At 71.7% G+C, this 16,399-nt stretch carries 14 protein-coding genes; 5 read left to right on the top strand and 9 right to left on the bottom strand.

Going from position 1 to position 16,399, the window contains the following annotated elements:
- Window positions 1-84: 84 nt before the first annotated feature.
- Window positions 85-1,110 carry an ATP-dependent 6-phosphofructokinase gene (locus tag ACIO92_RS16120; RefSeq protein ID WP_366442266.1) on the bottom strand — a complete coding sequence of 342 codons (1,026 nt, stop codon included), beginning with the start codon at window positions 1,108-1,110 and terminating at the stop codon, window positions 85-87.
- A gap of 355 nt (window positions 1,111-1,465) precedes the next feature.
- Between ACIO92_RS16120 and pta the strand changes: the two genes are divergently transcribed.
- The 3 genes from pta (at window position 1,466) to pyk (ending at window position 6,334) form a co-directional block, all read left to right on the top strand.
- Window positions 1,466-3,559, top strand: a complete 2,094-nt coding sequence (gene pta, locus ACIO92_RS16125) for a phosphate acetyltransferase (RefSeq protein WP_401237022.1) — start codon at window positions 1,466-1,468, stop codon at window positions 3,557-3,559.
- Window positions 3,556-4,821 carry an acetate kinase gene (locus tag ACIO92_RS16130; protein ID WP_402057824.1) on the top strand — a complete coding sequence of 422 codons (1,266 nt, stop codon included), beginning with the start codon at window positions 3,556-3,558 and terminating at the stop codon, window positions 4,819-4,821. The genes pta and ACIO92_RS16130 overlap by 4 nt, the downstream gene beginning before the upstream one ends.
- An 82-nt stretch (window positions 4,822-4,903) precedes the next feature.
- A complete protein-coding gene (pyk, locus tag ACIO92_RS16135) occupies window positions 4,904-6,334 on the top strand; it encodes a pyruvate kinase (RefSeq protein ID WP_366442269.1) in 1,431 nt (476 codons plus the stop codon).
- A 129-nt stretch (window positions 6,335-6,463) separates the two neighbouring features.
- On the opposite strand, the gene ACIO92_RS16140 is transcribed toward pyk, so the two are convergent.
- The 4 genes from ACIO92_RS16140 to ACIO92_RS16155 form a co-directional block, all read right to left on the bottom strand.
- Window positions 6,464-7,840 carry a hypothetical protein gene (locus tag ACIO92_RS16140; RefSeq protein WP_402281737.1) on the bottom strand — a complete coding sequence of 459 codons (1,377 nt, stop codon included), beginning with the start codon at window positions 7,838-7,840 and terminating at the stop codon, window positions 6,464-6,466.
- Window positions 7,830-8,375 carry a DUF6114 domain-containing protein gene (locus tag ACIO92_RS16145; RefSeq protein ID WP_401237018.1) on the bottom strand — a complete coding sequence of 182 codons (546 nt, stop codon included), beginning with the start codon at window positions 8,373-8,375 and terminating at the stop codon, window positions 7,830-7,832. Before ACIO92_RS16145 ends, ACIO92_RS16140 begins: the two co-directional genes overlap by 11 nt.
- Before the next feature lie 112 nt (window positions 8,376-8,487).
- Window positions 8,488-9,162 carry a DUF6230 family protein gene (locus ACIO92_RS16150; protein ID WP_366442272.1) on the bottom strand — a complete coding sequence of 225 codons (675 nt, stop codon included), beginning with the start codon at window positions 9,160-9,162 and terminating at the stop codon, window positions 8,488-8,490.
- Window positions 9,163-9,751: 589 nt separating this feature from the next.
- Complete coding sequence (locus ACIO92_RS16155) at window positions 9,752-10,723, bottom strand: tetratricopeptide repeat protein (RefSeq protein WP_366442273.1); 972 nt, start codon at window positions 10,721-10,723, stop codon at window positions 9,752-9,754.
- A 299-nt stretch (window positions 10,724-11,022) separates the two neighbouring features.
- Here ACIO92_RS16155 and ACIO92_RS16160 point away from each other — a divergent pair, with 299 nt between their 5' ends.
- Both ACIO92_RS16160 and ACIO92_RS16165 read left to right on the top strand, forming a co-directional pair.
- On the top strand, window positions 11,023-11,691 hold the full coding sequence (locus ACIO92_RS16160; protein WP_366442274.1) for a TetR/AcrR family transcriptional regulator: 669 nt from the start codon (window positions 11,023-11,025) through the stop codon (window positions 11,689-11,691).
- A 9-nt stretch (window positions 11,692-11,700) separates the two neighbouring features.
- Window positions 11,701-12,111, top strand: a complete 411-nt coding sequence (locus ACIO92_RS16165) for a PPOX class F420-dependent oxidoreductase (RefSeq protein ID WP_401237016.1) — start codon at window positions 11,701-11,703, stop codon at window positions 12,109-12,111.
- A 156-nt stretch (window positions 12,112-12,267) separates the two neighbouring features.
- Here ACIO92_RS16165 and ACIO92_RS16170 read toward each other — a convergent pair whose 3' ends face one another.
- The 4 genes from ACIO92_RS16170 to ACIO92_RS16185 form a co-directional block, all read right to left on the bottom strand.
- A complete protein-coding gene (locus ACIO92_RS16170; RefSeq protein ID WP_366442276.1) occupies window positions 12,268-13,968 on the bottom strand; it encodes a methylmalonyl-CoA mutase family protein in 1,701 nt (566 codons plus the stop codon).
- 73 nt (window positions 13,969-14,041) lie between these two features.
- Window positions 14,042-14,374 carry a DUF3817 domain-containing protein gene (locus tag ACIO92_RS16175; protein ID WP_366442277.1) on the bottom strand — a complete coding sequence of 111 codons (333 nt, stop codon included), beginning with the start codon at window positions 14,372-14,374 and terminating at the stop codon, window positions 14,042-14,044.
- Window positions 14,375-14,439: 65 nt separating this feature from the next.
- Window positions 14,440-14,949 carry a MarR family transcriptional regulator gene (locus ACIO92_RS16180; RefSeq protein WP_366442278.1) on the bottom strand — a complete coding sequence of 170 codons (510 nt, stop codon included), beginning with the start codon at window positions 14,947-14,949 and terminating at the stop codon, window positions 14,440-14,442.
- Window positions 14,950-14,958: 9 nt separating this feature from the next.
- On the bottom strand, window positions 14,959-16,398 hold the full coding sequence (locus ACIO92_RS16185) for an MFS transporter (RefSeq protein ID WP_401237014.1): 1,440 nt from the start codon (window positions 16,396-16,398) through the stop codon (window positions 14,959-14,961).
- Between the last annotated feature and the right edge of the window lies 1 nt (window position 16,399).

Genomic DNA, 16,399 nt, shown 5'->3' on the forward strand with positions numbered 1-16,399 from the left:
GGGACAGGTCGGGCCGGAGGTCCCGGCCCGGGGGCCGAAGGTCCGGCCCGCTTCCCTTGCTGCGGGAAGCCCCTTCCCGTACCGCTAGAAGACGGACTCGGCCTCGCGCATCCGGTCCTCCGGGACCGTCTTGAGCCGGGTCACGGCCTCGGCCAGCGGCACCATCTCGATGCTGCTGCCGCGCAGCGCGGTCATCCTGCCGAAGTCGCCCCGGTGCGCCGCCTCCACCGCGTGCCAGCCGAAGCGGGTGGCGAGCACCCGGTCGTACGCGGTCGGCGTGCCGCCGCGCTGGACGTGGCCGAGGATGACCGGACGGGCCTCCTTGCCGAGGCGCCGCTCCAGCTCGACGGCGAGCTGGTTGCCGATGCCCTGGAAGCGCTCGTGACCGAACTGGTCGATCTCGCCCTTCGCGTACGCCATCGAGCCCTCGGCCGGGTGCGCGCCCTCGGCGACGCAGATGACCGCGAACTTCTTGCCGCGCGCGAAGCGCTCCTCGACCATCTTGACCAGGTCGTCGACCTGGAAGGGACGCTCGGGGAGGCAGATGCCGTGGGCGCCGCCGGCCATGCCGGACTCCAGGGCGATCCAGCCCGCGTGGCGGCCCATCACCTCGACCACCATCACCCGCTGGTGGGACTCGGCGGTGGTCTTGAGGCGGTCCATGGCCTCGGTGGCGACACCGACGGCGGTGTCGAAGCCGAAGGTGCGGTCCGTGGACGAGATGTCGTTGTCGATCGTCTTCGGGACGCCGACGACGGGCATCCCCGCGTCGGCGAGCATCCGGGCGGCGGTCAGGGTGCCCTCGCCGCCGATGGGGATGAGGACGTCGATGCCGTACTTGCGGGCCAGGTCGGGGGCGGACTCGGCGGCCTCGCGGAGCCGGTTCCTTTCCAGCCGGGCGGAGCCGAGGATGGTTCCGCCCCGGGCCAGGATGCCGCTCACGGCGTTGAGGTCGAGGGGCCGGTAGTGCCCGTCGAGCAGTCCCTTGAACCCGTCCTCGAAACCGATGACTTCGTCGTCGTGGCCGGTCAGCGCCCGGTGCACGACCGACCGGATCACTGCGTTGAGGCCGGGGCAGTCGCCGCCTGCGGTGAGAACTCCGATACGCATCGTGCTGTGTCTCCTGCTCGGTCGCGTTCCGTTATGAGCCACCGCAATTCTCACACGACGGACAGGAGGGGCGCGCTCGCCGCCGCTCCGCGCGTTCCCCGGGGCGGTGGTGCGGGGGCCTTTCGTCCCGGGTTCCGGGGCCCTTCGTCCGGCGGGCGACTTATCCCTTGGTGGGGGTACTGTCAAGGGGGTAATGCCGCCCTATCGGGGCTTTCTGAGCACAGTCGGTTGACGGCCCGGTGGGACGGCCCCACGGACGACGGCCGGCGCACGGACCGCGAGCGCGCCACGAGGCCCCGCTCGCCCCGGGCTCCGCGAGCCCCGTTTCCCGCAGGACTGGACAGGAGACCACGGCGTGACGCGCAGCGTGTACGTGACCGGGATCGACCGCGGTGACGGCCGCCAGGTCGTCGAGCTGGGAGTCATGGAGCTCCTCACCCGCCAGGTGGACCGGGTCGGGGTGTTCCGGCCGCTGGTGCACGACGGCCCCGACCGGCTCTTCGACCTGCTGCGGGCCCGCTACCGGCTGTCGCAGGACGCGGCCACCGTCTACGGCATGGACTACCACGAGGCCTCCGCGCTCCAGGCGGAGCAGGGCACCGACGAGCTGGTCTCCCGGCTCGTCGACCGCTTCCACGCGGTGGCCCGCGCGTACGAGGTCGTCCTCGTCCTCGGCACCGACTACGCCGCCACCCAGCTCCCCGACGAACTGGCGCTCAACGCGCGCCTCGCCAACGAGTTCGGCGCCTCCGTCATCCCCGTCGTCGGCGGCAAGGGCCAGTCGGCGGAGTCCGTACGGGCCGAGGCGCGCAACGCCTTCCGGGCGTACGACGGCCTGGGCTGCGACGTCCTCGCGCTGGTCGTCAACCGGGTGGCCCCCGAGGACCGGGAGCCGATCGCCGAGCGGCTGACCGCCCGGCTGCCCGTGCCCTGTTACGTCCTGCCGGACGAACCCGCGCTCTCCGCGCCGACCGTCGCGCAGATCACCCACGCGCTCGGCGCCTCCGTGGTCCTCGGCGACGAGGCGGGGCTGGCCCGGGACGCCCTCGACTTCGTCTTCGGCGGCGCCATGCTGCCGAACTTCCTCAACGCGCTGACCCCGGGCTGTCTCGTCGTCACCCCCGGGGACCGGGCCGACCTCGTCGTCGGGGCGCTGGCCGCCCATTCGGCGGGCACCCCGCCGATCGCCGGGGTGCTGCTCACCCTGGACGAGCGGCCCAGCGAGGAGATCCTGACCCTGGCGGCCCGGCTCGCGCCCGGCACGCCGGTCATCTCCGTGGCGGGCAACAGCTTCACCACGGCCGGTGAACTCTTCGCCCTGGAGGGCAGGCTGAACGCGGCCACCCCGCGCAAGGCGGAGACCGCGCTCGGCCTGTTCGAACGGCACGTGGACACGGTCGACCTGCTGAAGCGGGTCTCGGTGGCCCGCAGCGGCCGGGTCACCCCGATGATGTTCGAGCACGAGCTGATCGAGCAGGCCCGCACCGACCGGCGCCGGGTGGTCCTCCCGGAGGGCACCGAGGAGCGGGTGCTGCGCGCGGCGGACGTGCTGCTGCGCCGTGACGTCTGCGACCTGACGCTCCTCGGCGAGGTGGAGACCATCCGCAAGAAGGCCGCCGACCTGGGGATCTCGCTGGGCGGGGCCCAGCTGATCGACCCGCAGACCTCGGTGCTGCGCGACGGTTTCGCGGCGAAGTACGCGGCGCTGCGGGCCCACAAGGGCGTCACGGTGGAGCTGGCGTACGACGTGGTCGCGGACGTCAACTACTTCGGCACCCTGATGGTCGAGGAGGGGCTCGCGGACGGCATGGTCTCCGGTTCGGTGCACTCCACGGCGGCCACGATCCGGCCCGCCTTCGAGATCATCAAGACCAAGCCGGACGCCTCGATCGTCTCCTCGGTCTTCTTCATGTGCCTGGCCGACAAGGTCCTCGTGTACGGCGACTGCGCGGTCAACCCGGACCCGAACGCCGAGCAGCTCGCGGACATCGCCGTCCAGTCGGCGGCCACCGCCGCCCGCTTCGGCGTGGACCCGAGGATCGCGATGCTCTCGTACTCCACCGGCACCTCGGGCTCCGGCGCCGACGTCGACAAGGTGCGCGAGGCGACCAAGCTGGTCCGCGCGACGCGGCCGGAGCTGCGGATCGAGGGGCCCATCCAGTACGACGCCGCCGTGGAGCCCTCGGTGGCGGCGACGAAGCTGCCGGACTCGGAGGTGGCGGGGCAGGCGACCGTGCTGATCTTCCCGGACCTCAACACCGGCAACAACACGTACAAGGCCGTGCAGCGTTCGGCCGGTGCCGTGGCCGTCGGCCCGGTCCTCCAGGGCCTGCGCAAGCCCGTGAACGACCTCTCGCGCGGCGCGCTCGTCAGCGACATCGTCAACACGGTCGCCATCACGGCGATCCAGTCCCAGGTCCCCGCCCAGGGTGAGGAGTTCCCCGCATGACCGCCCCCGTCCCCGCCGCCCCCCTCCCGGCCACCACCGCCCCCACCCGGGTGCTCGTGCTGAACTCCGGCTCCTCCTCGCTGAAGTACCAGCTGCTCGACATGCGCGACGGCGGCAGGCTGGCGCAGGGTCTCGTGGAGCGCATCGGCGAGGAGACCTCGCGGCTCGCCCACACCCCGCTCCGGGGCGGCGGCGGCGAGAAGCGCGAGCGGCTCGGGCCGATCCCCGACCACGCCGCCGCCCTGGAGGCGGTCGCCGGGGAGCTGACGGCGGACGGCCTCGGCCTGGACTCCCCCGAGCTGGCCGCGATCGGACACCGGGTGGTGCACGGCGGGCTGCGGTTCACGGAGCCGACGGTCATCGACGAAGCGGTGCTGGAGGAGATCGAGCGGCTGGTGCCGGTGGCGCCGCTGCACAACCCGGCGAACCTCACCGGCATCCGTACGGCGACGGCGCTCCGCCCGGACCTGCCGCAGGTCGCGGTCTTCGACACCGCCTTCCACACGACGATGCCGGAGTCGGCGGCGCGGTACGCGATCGACGTGGAGACCGCCGACGCGCACCGCATCCGCAGGTACGGCTTCCACGGCACCTCGCACGCCTACGTCTCCCGGGAGACGGCCCGGCTGCTCGGCAAGGAGCCGTCGGAGGTGAACGTGATCGTGCTGCACCTGGGCAACGGCGCCTCCGCCTCCGCGGTGCGCGGCGGCCGGTGCGTGGACACCTCGATGGGCCTGACGCCGCTGGAGGGCCTGGTCATGGGGACCCGCTCGGGGGACATCGACCCGGCGGTCACCTTCCACCTGAAGCGGGTGGCGGGCATGTCGGCCGACGAGATCGACGTCCTGCTCAACAAGAAGTCCGGGCTCGTCGGGCTCTGCGGCGACAACGACATGCGGGAGATCCGCCGCCGGATCGACGAGGGCGACGAGCGGGCGGCACTGGCCTTCGACATCTATGTGCACCGCCTGAAGAAGTACATCGGCGCGTACTACGCGGTCCTCGGCCGGGTGGACGCGGTGGCGTTCACCGCCGGGGTCGGCGAGAACGCGGCGCAGGTGCGGGAGGCCGCGATCACGGGCCTGGAGGAGCTGGGTCTCGCGGTGGACGCGGACCTCAACTCCGTACGTTCCGACGAGGCACGGCTGATCTCGCCGAACTACGCGCGGGTGGCGGTGGCGGTGGTGCCGACGGACGAGGAACTGGAGATCGCCCGTCAGACCTTCGCGCTCGTTCAGAACGAGACCGGCTCGAACGAGTGAACGCCTGAGCGGTCTCGCGCCCATTTGTACATTCCACCAGACGGAATATTCCGCAGTGAAACAAACCGATAGGATCCGCCTTATGCGCCGTTCCAAAATCGTCTGCACGCTGGGCCCCGCCGTCGACTCGTATGAGCAGCTGAAGGCTCTCATCGAGGCCGGCATGAACGTGGCCCGATTCAACTTCAGCCACGGCTCCCAGGCGGAGCACCAGGAGCGGTACGACCGCGTCCGGCAGGTCTCCGCGGACACCGGCCGTGCCGTCGGCGTCCTCGCCGACCTCCAGGGCCCCAAGATCCGTCTGGAGACCTTCGCCGAGGGTCCCGTGGAGCTGGTGCGCGGTGACGAGTTCACCATCACCACCGAGGACGTCCCCGGCGACAAGTCGATCTGCGGCACCACCTACAAGGGTCTGCCCGGCGACGTCTCCAAGGGCGACCAGGTCCTCATCAACGACGGCAACGTCGAGCTGCGCGTCGTCGGGATCGAGGGCCCCCGGGTCAAGACGATCGTCGTCGAGGGCGGTGTCATCTCCGACCACAAGGGCATCAACCTGCCCGGCGCGGCCGTGAACGTCCCGGCCCTCTCCGAGAAGGACGTCGAGGACCTCCGCTTCGCCCTCCGGATGGGCTGCGACATGGTCGCCCTCTCCTTCGTCCGCGACGCCAACGACGTCAAGGACGTGCACAAGGTGATGGACGAGGAGGGCCGCCGGGTCCCCGTCATCGCCAAGGTCGAGAAGCCGCAGGCCGTCGAGAACATGGAGGCCGTCGTCGCGGCCTTCGACGCGGTCATGGTGGCCCGTGGCGACCTCGCCGTGGAGTACCCGCTGGAGCGGGTCCCCATGGTGCAGAAGCGTCTGGTCGAGATGTGCCGCCGGAACGCCAAGCCGGTCATCGTCGCCACCCAGATGATGGAGTCGATGATCACCAACTCGCGGCCGACCCGCGCCGAGGCGAGCGACGTCGCCAACGCGATCCTGGACGGTGCCGACGCGGTCATGCTGTCGGCCGAGTCGAGCGTGGGCGCCTACCCGATCGAGACCGTCAAGACGATGTCGAAGATCGTCCAGGCGGCCGAGGAGGAGCTGCTCTCCAAGGGCCTCCAGCCGCTGGTCCCGGGCAAGAAGCCGCGCACGCAGGGCGGTTCGGTCGCCCGCGCGGCCTGCGAGATCGCGGACTTCCTGGACGGCAAGGCGCTGGTCGCCTTCACGCAGTCCGGCGACACCGTGCGCCGTCTGTCGCGCTACCGCGCCCAGCAGCCGATCCTCGCCTTCACCACGGACGAGAACACCCGCAACCAGCTCACCCTGAGCTGGGGCGTCGAGTCCTTCGTCGTCCCGCACGTGGACAACACGGACGCGATGGTGGACCTCGTGGACGCCGAGCTGCTGAAGCTCCAGCGCTACAACGAGGGCGACACCATGATCATCACGGCCGGTTCGCCCCCCGGCGTCCCCGGCACCACGAACATGGTCCGCGTCCACCACCTGGGCGGCGGCGAGCGCGACTGACCCGTCGCTCCCTGAGCCGTACGCCGGAGCCCCCGTCCTCATGGCAGGACGGGGGCTCCGGCGCGTGCGGCTGCTCCGGTGGTACGGGGGCCGGTCATGCCGTGTGCTGTTCCTCCGGTGGTACGGGGGTCAGTTCGGCTCGATCGTGTTGCGCAGACCCGGCACCCTGAGGGTGCCGCCGAACTGACCGGCCTGCTTCAGCTCCACGTCGGTGAAGAAGACCTCCGGAAGGTTCAGCGGCGGCGGGGCGGCGGGGCTGAAGGTGATCGGGATGATCCCGATCAGATTTCCCTTCAGCTCCTCCGTGTACATCGTCACCGTGCCCTCGGTGATGGTGGACTCCTTGCCCCTGTCCGAGCGGACGTGGGCGGTGAGCCCCGAGGGGTGGTCCGTCAGCTGGTGCAGGTCCTTGATCTTCACCGTGGTGGCGGTGAACTTCAGCACCTTCTTGATCTTGCCGCTGCCGGTCTTCACCTCGACGATGCCGTGGTACTTCAGACCGCTCAGTGTCAGCCGGGTGCTCTCCAGACGCCACGGCCGGTCCGGCAGGAGCGGGATGCCCGGCTCCGGCTCCGCCGCCGCCAGCGCCTCGTCGTCCCGCACGGGGCACGGGAAGCGCGGCTTGGCGCCCTCGGGTATGGACTCGTCCTTCCGGGGGTCGAGTCCCCTGACGTCCTCCGGCAGTTCCTCGACCTTCACGCCCGCCGCGTCGGCCGCCTTCTCGATCTCCGCCTTCGTCTTCTCGGCGGCGGGGCCGGAGGGCTGCTTCGGCGGCGCGGTCGTCGGCTCCGGCTTCGGCGCGGTGCTCGCGGTCGGCCCGTCGTCGGGCGTCGCGGGCACGGCGGGCCGCACGGCCGGGGCCGTCGCCGTCGCCGTCGCCGTCGGAACCGTAGCCGTGGGCGTGGGCTTCGGCGTCGGCGTCGGCTTCGGGGCGAGGCCCTCGAAGAGGTCGCGGAGCGCGTCGCCGACGCCCAGCGGATCGAGCGGGTTCTCCGCCCTCGCCGGGGCGGGGGCCGACGAGGCCGTGGCGGCGGGCGCGGGGGCGGTGCCCGACCGCGCCTCGGTCCGCCGCGAGGTCTCCGGACCGGACTCGGTGTCCGATTCGGTATCGGTCTCCGTCTCGGACCCGGTCTCCGGCTCGGACTCGGGCTCGGGCTCCGTCGGCTCCGTGGTCGCGGGGGCGGTCGGGACGGTGGTGGGCGTGACCGTCGCGGACGGCGTCCCGGTCGGCTTCGGCTTCGCCGGGCCGGTGGGCTCGGGCGTCTCCTCGGTCACCGGCTCGTCGGAGCGGGTGACGCAGGGGCCGGGCGCGAAGGGCAGGTCCTTGCCGTCGGCGAGTGCGAGCCGGGGCGTCAGGCCCATGCCCACGAACACCGCGGTCGGCATCGCGGCCAGCGCCATCGCCTTTCCGGCGGGGCCCTGGATCCTGGTCAGCAGCGACTTGCGCGGGGCCGCGTGCCGGGGCCCGGCCTTCGCGGGCGGCTGCTGGTTCTCGTCACCCGGCACTGTTCCTCCCGCCCTCGGCGTCGATGGTGGTCTCGGTGACCGGCCGCTCGCGCCGCTGCGGGACGTCGGCGGTCACCGGGGCGGCGGTCCCGAAGTACTCGGCGTCGTACGCGTCGTCCGCCTCGGTGTCCTCGGCGTCCTCCACCGGTGGGGCGGGCGCCCAGGCGATGGACATGCCTCCGCCGACGAGGGCGAAGAGGAACCCGACGACCAGGCCGCCGAAGTTGGAGACGGGGATGGAGACGAGGCCCAGGATGATGGTGGCGACGCCCGCGAAGACGCGGACCGCCGGCTGGAACCACATCATGAAGCCGAGCGTGATGAGCAGGACGCCGATGATCAGCGCGCCCGACCCCGCGGTCGTCTTCATGGCGAGAACGATGTTGCCGAACCTCATGTCCCCGTAGGGGAGATAGGCGATCGGCACGCCACCGATGATCGTGAACACTCCCGCCCAGAAGGGCCGGGTCTGCCGCCAGATCTTGAACCGGTTGTCCCGGGGGACTTCACGGGAGGCGGGGGTTTCGACGCTCATGGAAGAAGCTCCCTGGAAGGGGTGTCGCTGAAAGGGAGGTGGGGGGTGACCTGGGCGGTCCCCGGAGGGGGTGCGGGCCGCCCCGGGGACGGCCCGCACCTTTCAGGACCGGTCAGTCCTTGAAGCACTCCTTCGAGGTGCCCCGGTGCAGGGACAGGCTCAGGTTGGGGAGCTTGAACGTCGCCGCCGTGGTCGCCCACGCCTTCTGCTCGACGTTGTTGAGCACGGCCTCGTCGGCGCGCTGCGAGAATCCGGACCTGTTCACACGGTCCTCGGGGGTGCCCGGCTGGATGCCCGGCTTCCCCTCGGACTTGGGCAGGGCGCCCGCGGCCACACCGATGTCGATGTTCTTGAACTCGGCGTCCGCCTTCAGCGAGGAGACGTCGAGGTAGATGTTCTCGGCGTAGACCCGCTTGTTCTTGTCCTTGGAGCCCTCGGTGCCCGCGGTGAGCTGGAGGGTGACGTCGCCGACGAACGGCACCTTCGGCGTCACGACCGACTGGCACATGTCGGTGATGTAGGCCCTGGAGAACCCGGAGACCGCGACGGGCTCCGCGAAGGGCTTGCCCTCCAGGTCCTTGCCGCCGTCCACACTGCCGTACTGGACGAAGTCATAGCCTTCGAGGCTCTTGGCCTTGACCTTGAACTCCTGGCCGGAGATGGCGAAGGACGCGGCCAGCGCCCCCTGGGCCAGGCCCACACCGATCGCGGCCGTCGCGGCCACGCTCGGGACCATGACAACGGCGAAACGCTTCCATCTGGTCCCGCCACGAACCTGGGACTTCATGAGAATTCCTCCTTCTCGGACGTACATCTCCAGAAGGGGCCGGGGGCCCGTCCTGTGATGGGAGAAGAGCTACGTCCTCGGGAAGGGGAGCACCGTGGTGCGGGCGGGCGCACTGCGCGTCCGGACCAGCGGCGATCACCCCCGAGCGACAACCATGGACCGTGCGTCGGAGCACGGCCTGATCGGACAGGCCCCGTTCTCACGAGCGGGAACCCCCCTGTCCGCGACCGGTGCCGGGGCGCCGGTCCGCCCGGTGGGGACCCCGTTCGCGTCCCGGTTGGTTGCCGGGGTGGTGCGGTGGGGACCGAGCGTCGCCGATCGTGGTGCATTCCGGAGCCCCGCACAAGGGGGGTCGTTACTGGCTGGTAACGGGTGGATGACCGCGCTGTGGCGGGAGGGGACCGATCGGGCACGCAGGGTGCGCTCACAGGCCGGGGAATATCGGCGGATCGCCTGATGAATCCCGACAGAACGCCGGGTTCGATTTACTGCAAGTAACAGCGGCCGCGATTACCAAGTTTTGGTAAAGCGCGGCCGCCTTTTGTCACCCTCCTGCCAAATCGTCAGACGATCCGGCGGACGGAAATGCTCAGAACAGCACCCTCGCGAGGGCCTGACGGGCCGCCGTGACCCGCGGGTCGTCGGCGCCGATCACCTCGAACAGCTTGAGCAGCCGCAGCCGCGCCGCGTCCCGGTCCTCGCCCGCCGTGCGGCGCACGGTCTCCACCAGGCGTCCGAACGCGTCCTGGACGTGACCGCCCACCAGATCGAGGTCGGCGGCGGCGATCTGCGCCTCGGCGTCAGCGGGCCCGTCGGCCGCGGCCTTGCGGACGGCGGCGTGGTCGAGACCCTGCACGCGGGTGAGCAGTTCCGCCTGGGCGAGACCGAGCTTGGCCTCGGGGTGGCCGGGGTCGTCGGCGAGCACGTTCCGGTACGCCTGGACGGCTCCGCCCAGGTCGCCCGCGTCGAGCGCGGACATGGCCGCTTCGAGGAGGGCGTCGTACGGACCGGCCGCCGGACGCGCCGGGGCGTCCCCGCCGTCCCCGGCGGCGCTGTCCACGACGATGCCGGTGAGTCCGAAGCGCTCCTCGCCGATCTGGATCAGCTGGTCGAGGGTCTCGCGGATCTGGGCCTCGGGCACGGCGCCCTGGAAGAGCGGCAGCGCCTGACCGGCGACCACCGCGAAAACGGCCGGAATTCCCTGGATGCCGAACTGCTGCATCAGCATCTGGTTGGCGTCGACGTCGATCTTCGCGAGCAGGAAGCGGCCGTCGTACTCGACGGCGAGCCGCTCCAGGAGGGGGCCGAGCTGCTTGCAGGGCTCGCACCACTCGGCCCAGAAGTCGAGGACGACCGGGACCTCGGCGGAACGCTGGAGCACCTCGCGCTCGAAGCCCGCCTCGTCGACGTCGATCACCAGGGCGGACGGGGGCACGGCGGCGGGACCACCCTGCCGGGCGGATTCGGCACGCGCCTGCTCCGCCTTCGCCTTGGCCTCTCCGGCCGCCTTCACCGCGGCGAGGTCGACGACGCCGCTCATGGACATGTTTCGGGGCTGCATGGGTACATCCTCCCCCTTCCGCGCGCGTTACCGGTAAGCCATGGCTGAACCGTGCCGTCCCCAGCGCCTCCCGCCGGTGTGCGAGACGTGCGGACGGCACGGTTCCTCATCCTCGGTCCGCGCCGGGTCCCCACCCGGCGCCATGGTCGTCGCTGGGGCCGCTCAGGCCTTTCGCTACGGGTCGTAGCGTAACTGCGGGGGCGGAGCGCACGGGAGGGCGCATGGTTGATCAGGTCGGTGAACTGCCTCACACGCCGGGCCCCTGGCGCCGTACCTACCGACGGGTATGGTCGGTCTCCATGTCGCCCCTCTCGTCCCCGCCGCCCGGCTCGTCCGGGGGGTGCCGCACCGGACCCGGGAGCCGCCGCACCGGGCGGCCGCGCTCCGCCGAGGCCGACGCGGCCATCCTGGAGGCGACCCGCGCGCTCCTCGTCGAGCTGGGCTGGTCCAAGCTCACGATGGGGGACGTCGCCGGGCGGGCGCGGGTCGCCAAGACGACCCTGTACCGCCGCTGGGCCAACAAGAACGAGCTGGTGGTGGACGCGGTCGCGGTCCTCTTCGACGAGCTCGAACTGCCCGACCTGGGGTCCCTCCGGGCCGACATCGAGCATGTGGTGCTCCAGTTCGCGGCCCTCCTCGAACGTCCCGAGACCAGGACCGCGCTGATGGCGGTGGTCGCCGAGTCGACCCGGGACGAGCCGCTGCGGGAGCGCATCCGCGCCTCCATCGTGGACCGGCAGAAGCGGCTGGTGCTCGCGGGCCGGAGACGGGCGCAGCAGCGCGGCGAACTCCTCGACGGGCATCCGGCGGCCACGGTCGCCGCCCTCGACGACCTGATCTTCGACGTGGTCGCGGGCGCGGTGGTGCACCGCGCGCTGGTGAGCGCGGAGCCGGTGGACGGGCCCTGGGCGGCACGGCTCTCGGCGCTGCTCCTCGGCGGCCTGGGCGCGGCGGCCGTGCAGGGTTAGCGTGCGGAGGTGAACATCGAACTGAACGATTCCGTACGCGCGTTGCTCGACGACGTCAATGTGGCCGTGCTCGCCACGGTCCAGCCCGACGGCTCCCCGCAGACCTCGGTGGTGTGGGTGGGCCGCGACGGCGACGACGTGCTGGTCTCCAGCACGGAGGGCCTCCGCAAGATCAGGAACATCCGGGCCGACTCCCGGGTCAGTCTGATCCTCCACGACCGGCGCGACGCGCTCGTCCACGCCGAGATACGGGGCACGGCGACGGTCGTCGAGGACGCCGGGCGGGCGCTCGCCGTACGCCTCGCGGAGAAGTACGAGGGCGAGGGCGCCGGGCGGGAGTATCTGGAGCTGCCGCCGGAGCAGGTCCGGGTGGTGGTGCGGATCACCCCGTCGAAGGTCGTGGGCTCGGCCGCGAAGTAAGTCACCTCGCCCGGCGGGAGAGGGCGGTACGGGACCGGGTCCGCACCCCGGCGGGGGGCACGGGCCGTACCGGCCGGGGGGCGGCGGGCCGTGGCCGTACGGGGGAGAGGGCGGTACGGGGGTCCGTACCGCCCTCTCCCGTCCCGTGGGCGGGTGTCAGAAGCCCGGGGGCTCCGTGTAGACGCCCCATTCGGCGCGCAGGACGTCGCAGATCTCGCCGAGGGTGGCCTCGGCGCGGACCGCGTCCAGCATCGGGGCGATCATGTTGGAGCCGTCGCGGGCGGCGGTCAGCATGGCGTCGAGGGCGGTGCGGACGGCGGTGTCGTCGCGGTGCGCCCGGCGCTCGCCGAGGGCGCGGACCTGGTCGCGCTCGACCTCGTGGCTGACCCGCAGGATCTCCAGGTCGCCGGTGACGGAGCCGTGGTGGACGTTGACGCCGACGACCCGCTTGTCGCCCTTCTCCAGGGACCGCTGGTACTGGAAGGCGGACTCGGCGATCTCGCCGGTGAACCAGCCGTCCTCGATGCCGCGCAGGATGCCGGAGGTGATCGGGCCGATCGGGTGCCGCCCGTCCGGGTGGGCGCGGCGCCCGCGCTCCTTGATCTGGTCGAAGATCCGTTCCGCGTCGGCCTCGATGCGGTCGGTGAGCTGCTCGACGTACCAGGAGCCGCCGAGCGGGTCGGCGACGTTGGCGACGCCGGTCTCCTCCATCAGGACCTGCTGGGTGCGCAGGGCGATCTCGGCGGCCTGTTCGCTGGGGAGCGCGAGGGTCTCGTCGAGGGCGTTGGTGTGGAGGGAGTTGGTGCCGCCGAGGACGGCCGAGAGGGCTTCGACGGCGGTCCGTACGACGTTGTTGTAGGGCTGCTGGGCGGTGAGGGAGACCCCGGCGGTCTGGGTGTGGAAGCGGAGCCACTGGGCCTTGTCGGTCTTCGCCCCGTAGACCTCCTTCATCCAGCGGGCCCAGATGCGGCGGGCGGCCCGGAACTTGGCGATCTCCTCGAAGAAGTCGAGGTGGGCGTCGAAGAAGAAGGACAGGCCGGGCGCGAAGACGTCCACGTCCATGCCCCGGCTGAGGCCCAGCTCGACGTAGCCGAAGCCGTCGGCGAGGGTGTACGCGAGCTCCTGCGCGGCCGTCGCCCCGGCCTCGCGGATGTGGTAGCCGGAGACGGAGAGCGGCTTGTACGCGGGGATGCCGCGCGCGCAGTGCTCCATCAGGTCGCCGATGAGACGCAGATGGGGCTCGGGCTCGAAGAGCCACTCCTTCTGCGCGATGTACTCCTTGAAGATGTCGGTCTGCAGGGTGCCGTTGAGCACGGCGGGGTCGACGCCCTGGCGTTCGGCGGCGACCAGGTACATGCAGAAGACGGGGACGGCGGGGCCGGAGATCGTCATGGAGGTGGTGACGTCGCCGAGCGGGATGTCCCGGAAGAGGACCTCCATGTCGGCGGCGGAGTCGATGGCGACGCCGCAGTGGCCGACCTCGCCGAGGGCGCGGGGGTCGTCGGAGTCGCGGCCCATGAGGGTCGGCATGTCGAAGGCGACGGAGAGGCCGCCGCCGCCCGCGGCCAGGATCATCTTGTAGCGCTCGTTGGTCTGCTCGGCGTTGCCGAAGCCGGCGAACTGGCGGATGGTCCAGGTCCGGCCCCGGTAGCCGGTCGGGTGGAGTCCCCGGGTGTAGGGGTACTCGCCGGGCCAGCCGATGCGCTCGAAGCCCTCGTAGGTGTCGCCGGGCCGGGGCCCGTAGACCGGCTCGACGGCGTCGCCGGAGAGCGTGGTGAAGTCCGCGTCGCGCTTGCGGGCCTTGTCGTAACGGGCCTGCCAGCGACGGCGGCCCTCCTCGATGGCGTCAGCGTCCATGCTTCGAATTTACTAGGACGTCCTAGTAAATGTCGATGGGCAAACCCCCGCACCGGTGTGCGGGGGTTCCCGGTCAGACCTCGACCGGCTCCGGACGCGCGCCCTCGATCAGCGGAAGGGTCTCGGCGACGACCTTGCGCTCGACGAAGAAGGCGGCGAAGGGGATGGTGCCGGAGACCAGCACCCAGAGCAGCTTCCCGAACGGCCACCTGGCCTTGGAGCCCAGGTCGAAGGCGAAGACGAGGTAGATGATGTAGAGGACGCCGTGGGTCTGGGAGACCGCGAAGGTCACGTCCTCGCCCATGTCGAACCCGTACTTGAAGACCATGCACGTGCACAGCACGAGCAGCATGACGGCGGTGATGTACGCCATCACGCGGTAACGGGTCAGCACGCTGGATTTCATGGCGCCGAGCGTATCGGCACGTTCCGGGCGATCTTCGCCCGGGGCACCCTTGGCGGCGCGCCGCGCTACCGCTCCTCGAAGTCCTCCGCCGAGACCCGCAGCGGACGCAGCATCGCGAAGATCTCGGCGCACTCCTCGGCGTCGTAGGCGCCGAGCCCGAAGTCCATCTCCATCAGGTCGCGGGTGGCCGACTCGACCACCTCGCGGCCCTTCTCCGTGATGGTCGCCAGGGTGCCGCGGCCGTCGTTGGGATTGGGGCGCTTGTCGACCAGACCGGACCTCACCAGGCGGTCCACGGTGTTCGTCACCGAGGTGGGGTGGACCATCAGCCGCTCACCGATCTTGGACATCGGCAGCTCGCCCGCCTTCGAGAAGGTGAGCAGCACCAGCGCCTCGTACCGCGCGAAGGTCAGTCCGTACGGCTTCACGACCGCGTCGACCTCGGCGAGCAGGATCTGATGGGCCCGCATGATCGAGGTGATCGCGGCCATCGAGGGGACGGGGCCCCAGCGCTTCTGCCAGAGCTCGTCGGCGCGGGCGATGGGGTCGAAGGGGAGACTGAGCGGCTTCGGCACGCGTCGACCTTACCCACAGGTCACATGCCGGTCAGCCCCGTCTCGCGTTTCGGTCACCCGCAGTTCGCGGGCGGCGGCGAGGAGGCACAGGGTGCCGACGATCCCGGTGCCCGCGACGACGGTGTGCACGGGCACGAACTCGGCCGCCAGGCCCGCCGCCGCCATCCCGACGCCCTGGACGGTCATCATGCCCGCGGTCATCAGGGTCATGGCCCTCCCCCGCCGCTCCTCCGGCACCGCGGCGACGAACCGGGCGTCGAGCCCGAGGGTGTACGCGCCGGTGGCGCCCGCCAGGAACAGGGCGACGGCGGCGAGGGCGACGCCCGGCCGGAATCCGTACAGGAGGTAGGGCAGGACGCCCGTCACGGCGAGCGGCAGCACGATCCGGGAGCGGACCGCCGCGCTCAGGAAGGACCCGGCGAACAGTTCGCCCGCGATGGTGCCGACCGGCAGCGCGCACATCAGGAGACCGAGGGCGGCGGTGGAGACGCCGATCTCGTCGGCGTACGGCGCGGCGAGCGCCTCCGGTACGACGGCGAAGAGCGGCGGCACCCAGAACATCAGCATCAGGGCGCGGGTCCTGCGGTCGCGCAGCACGGCCCAGGTGCCCGCGAGACCGCTGTCGGCGGCCTTCCCGGCGGCGCGGGCGGGGCGGCGGACGGTGCCGAGGCGCAGCAGGAGCGCGGAGAGGAGGAAGGTGACGGCGGTGACGGCGAGGGCGCCGCGCGGCGGGACGACGGTGAGGAGGACACCGCCGACGGCGAAGCCGGTGAGGAGGGCGCTCTGGGAGACGATCCGCAGCAGGGAGCGGCCGAGGACGAAGAGGTCGCCCTCGCCGAGGATGTCGGCGAGGGTCGCCGTCCGGGTGCCGTTGAAGACGGGCGAGACGACGGCGATGGCGCAGCGCAGGGCGAGCAGCACCGCGACGGGGGCGGCGGGGGCGATCATCGCGGCCACGCAGAGGGCGCAGAACAGGTCGCAGACGACGAGGAGGCGGCGGGGCGGGAGTCGGTCGGTGAGTCCGGCGAGGAGGGTGCCGCCGACGAGGTACGGCAGGAAGCCGAGGGCGAAGGTGAGGGAGGAGAGGAGCGGGGAGCGGGTCAGCTCGTAGACGAGCACGGTCAGCGCCAGCTCGCTGACGACGACCCCGAGCAGCGAGAACAGATGCGCCACGAAGACGAACCGGAACTCCCGCACCCGGAAGACGGCCCGATAGCCGGGCGAGGCGGCGGGGCCGGACGCCGGGCGCCCGGACGGACCGGCGGCGGGCGCGGGCGCCGGTCCCGGGGCGGGCGGCGGGCCGGAGGCGGCGGGCGCGGTCCCGGGACCTGACGCGGGCACGGGCCCGGAAACAGACCCGGGAGCGGGCGCGGACAGCGTGGCGGAGGCGGGTCCCGTGGGGTGTTCCGGCGGTGCCGGGGGTGTGCGGGGGTGGGTGGGGGTCGGCATG

This window comes from Streptomyces sp. NPDC087215 (assembly GCF_044744885.1).
Lineage (GTDB): Bacteria > Actinomycetota > Actinomycetes > Streptomycetales > Streptomycetaceae > Streptomyces.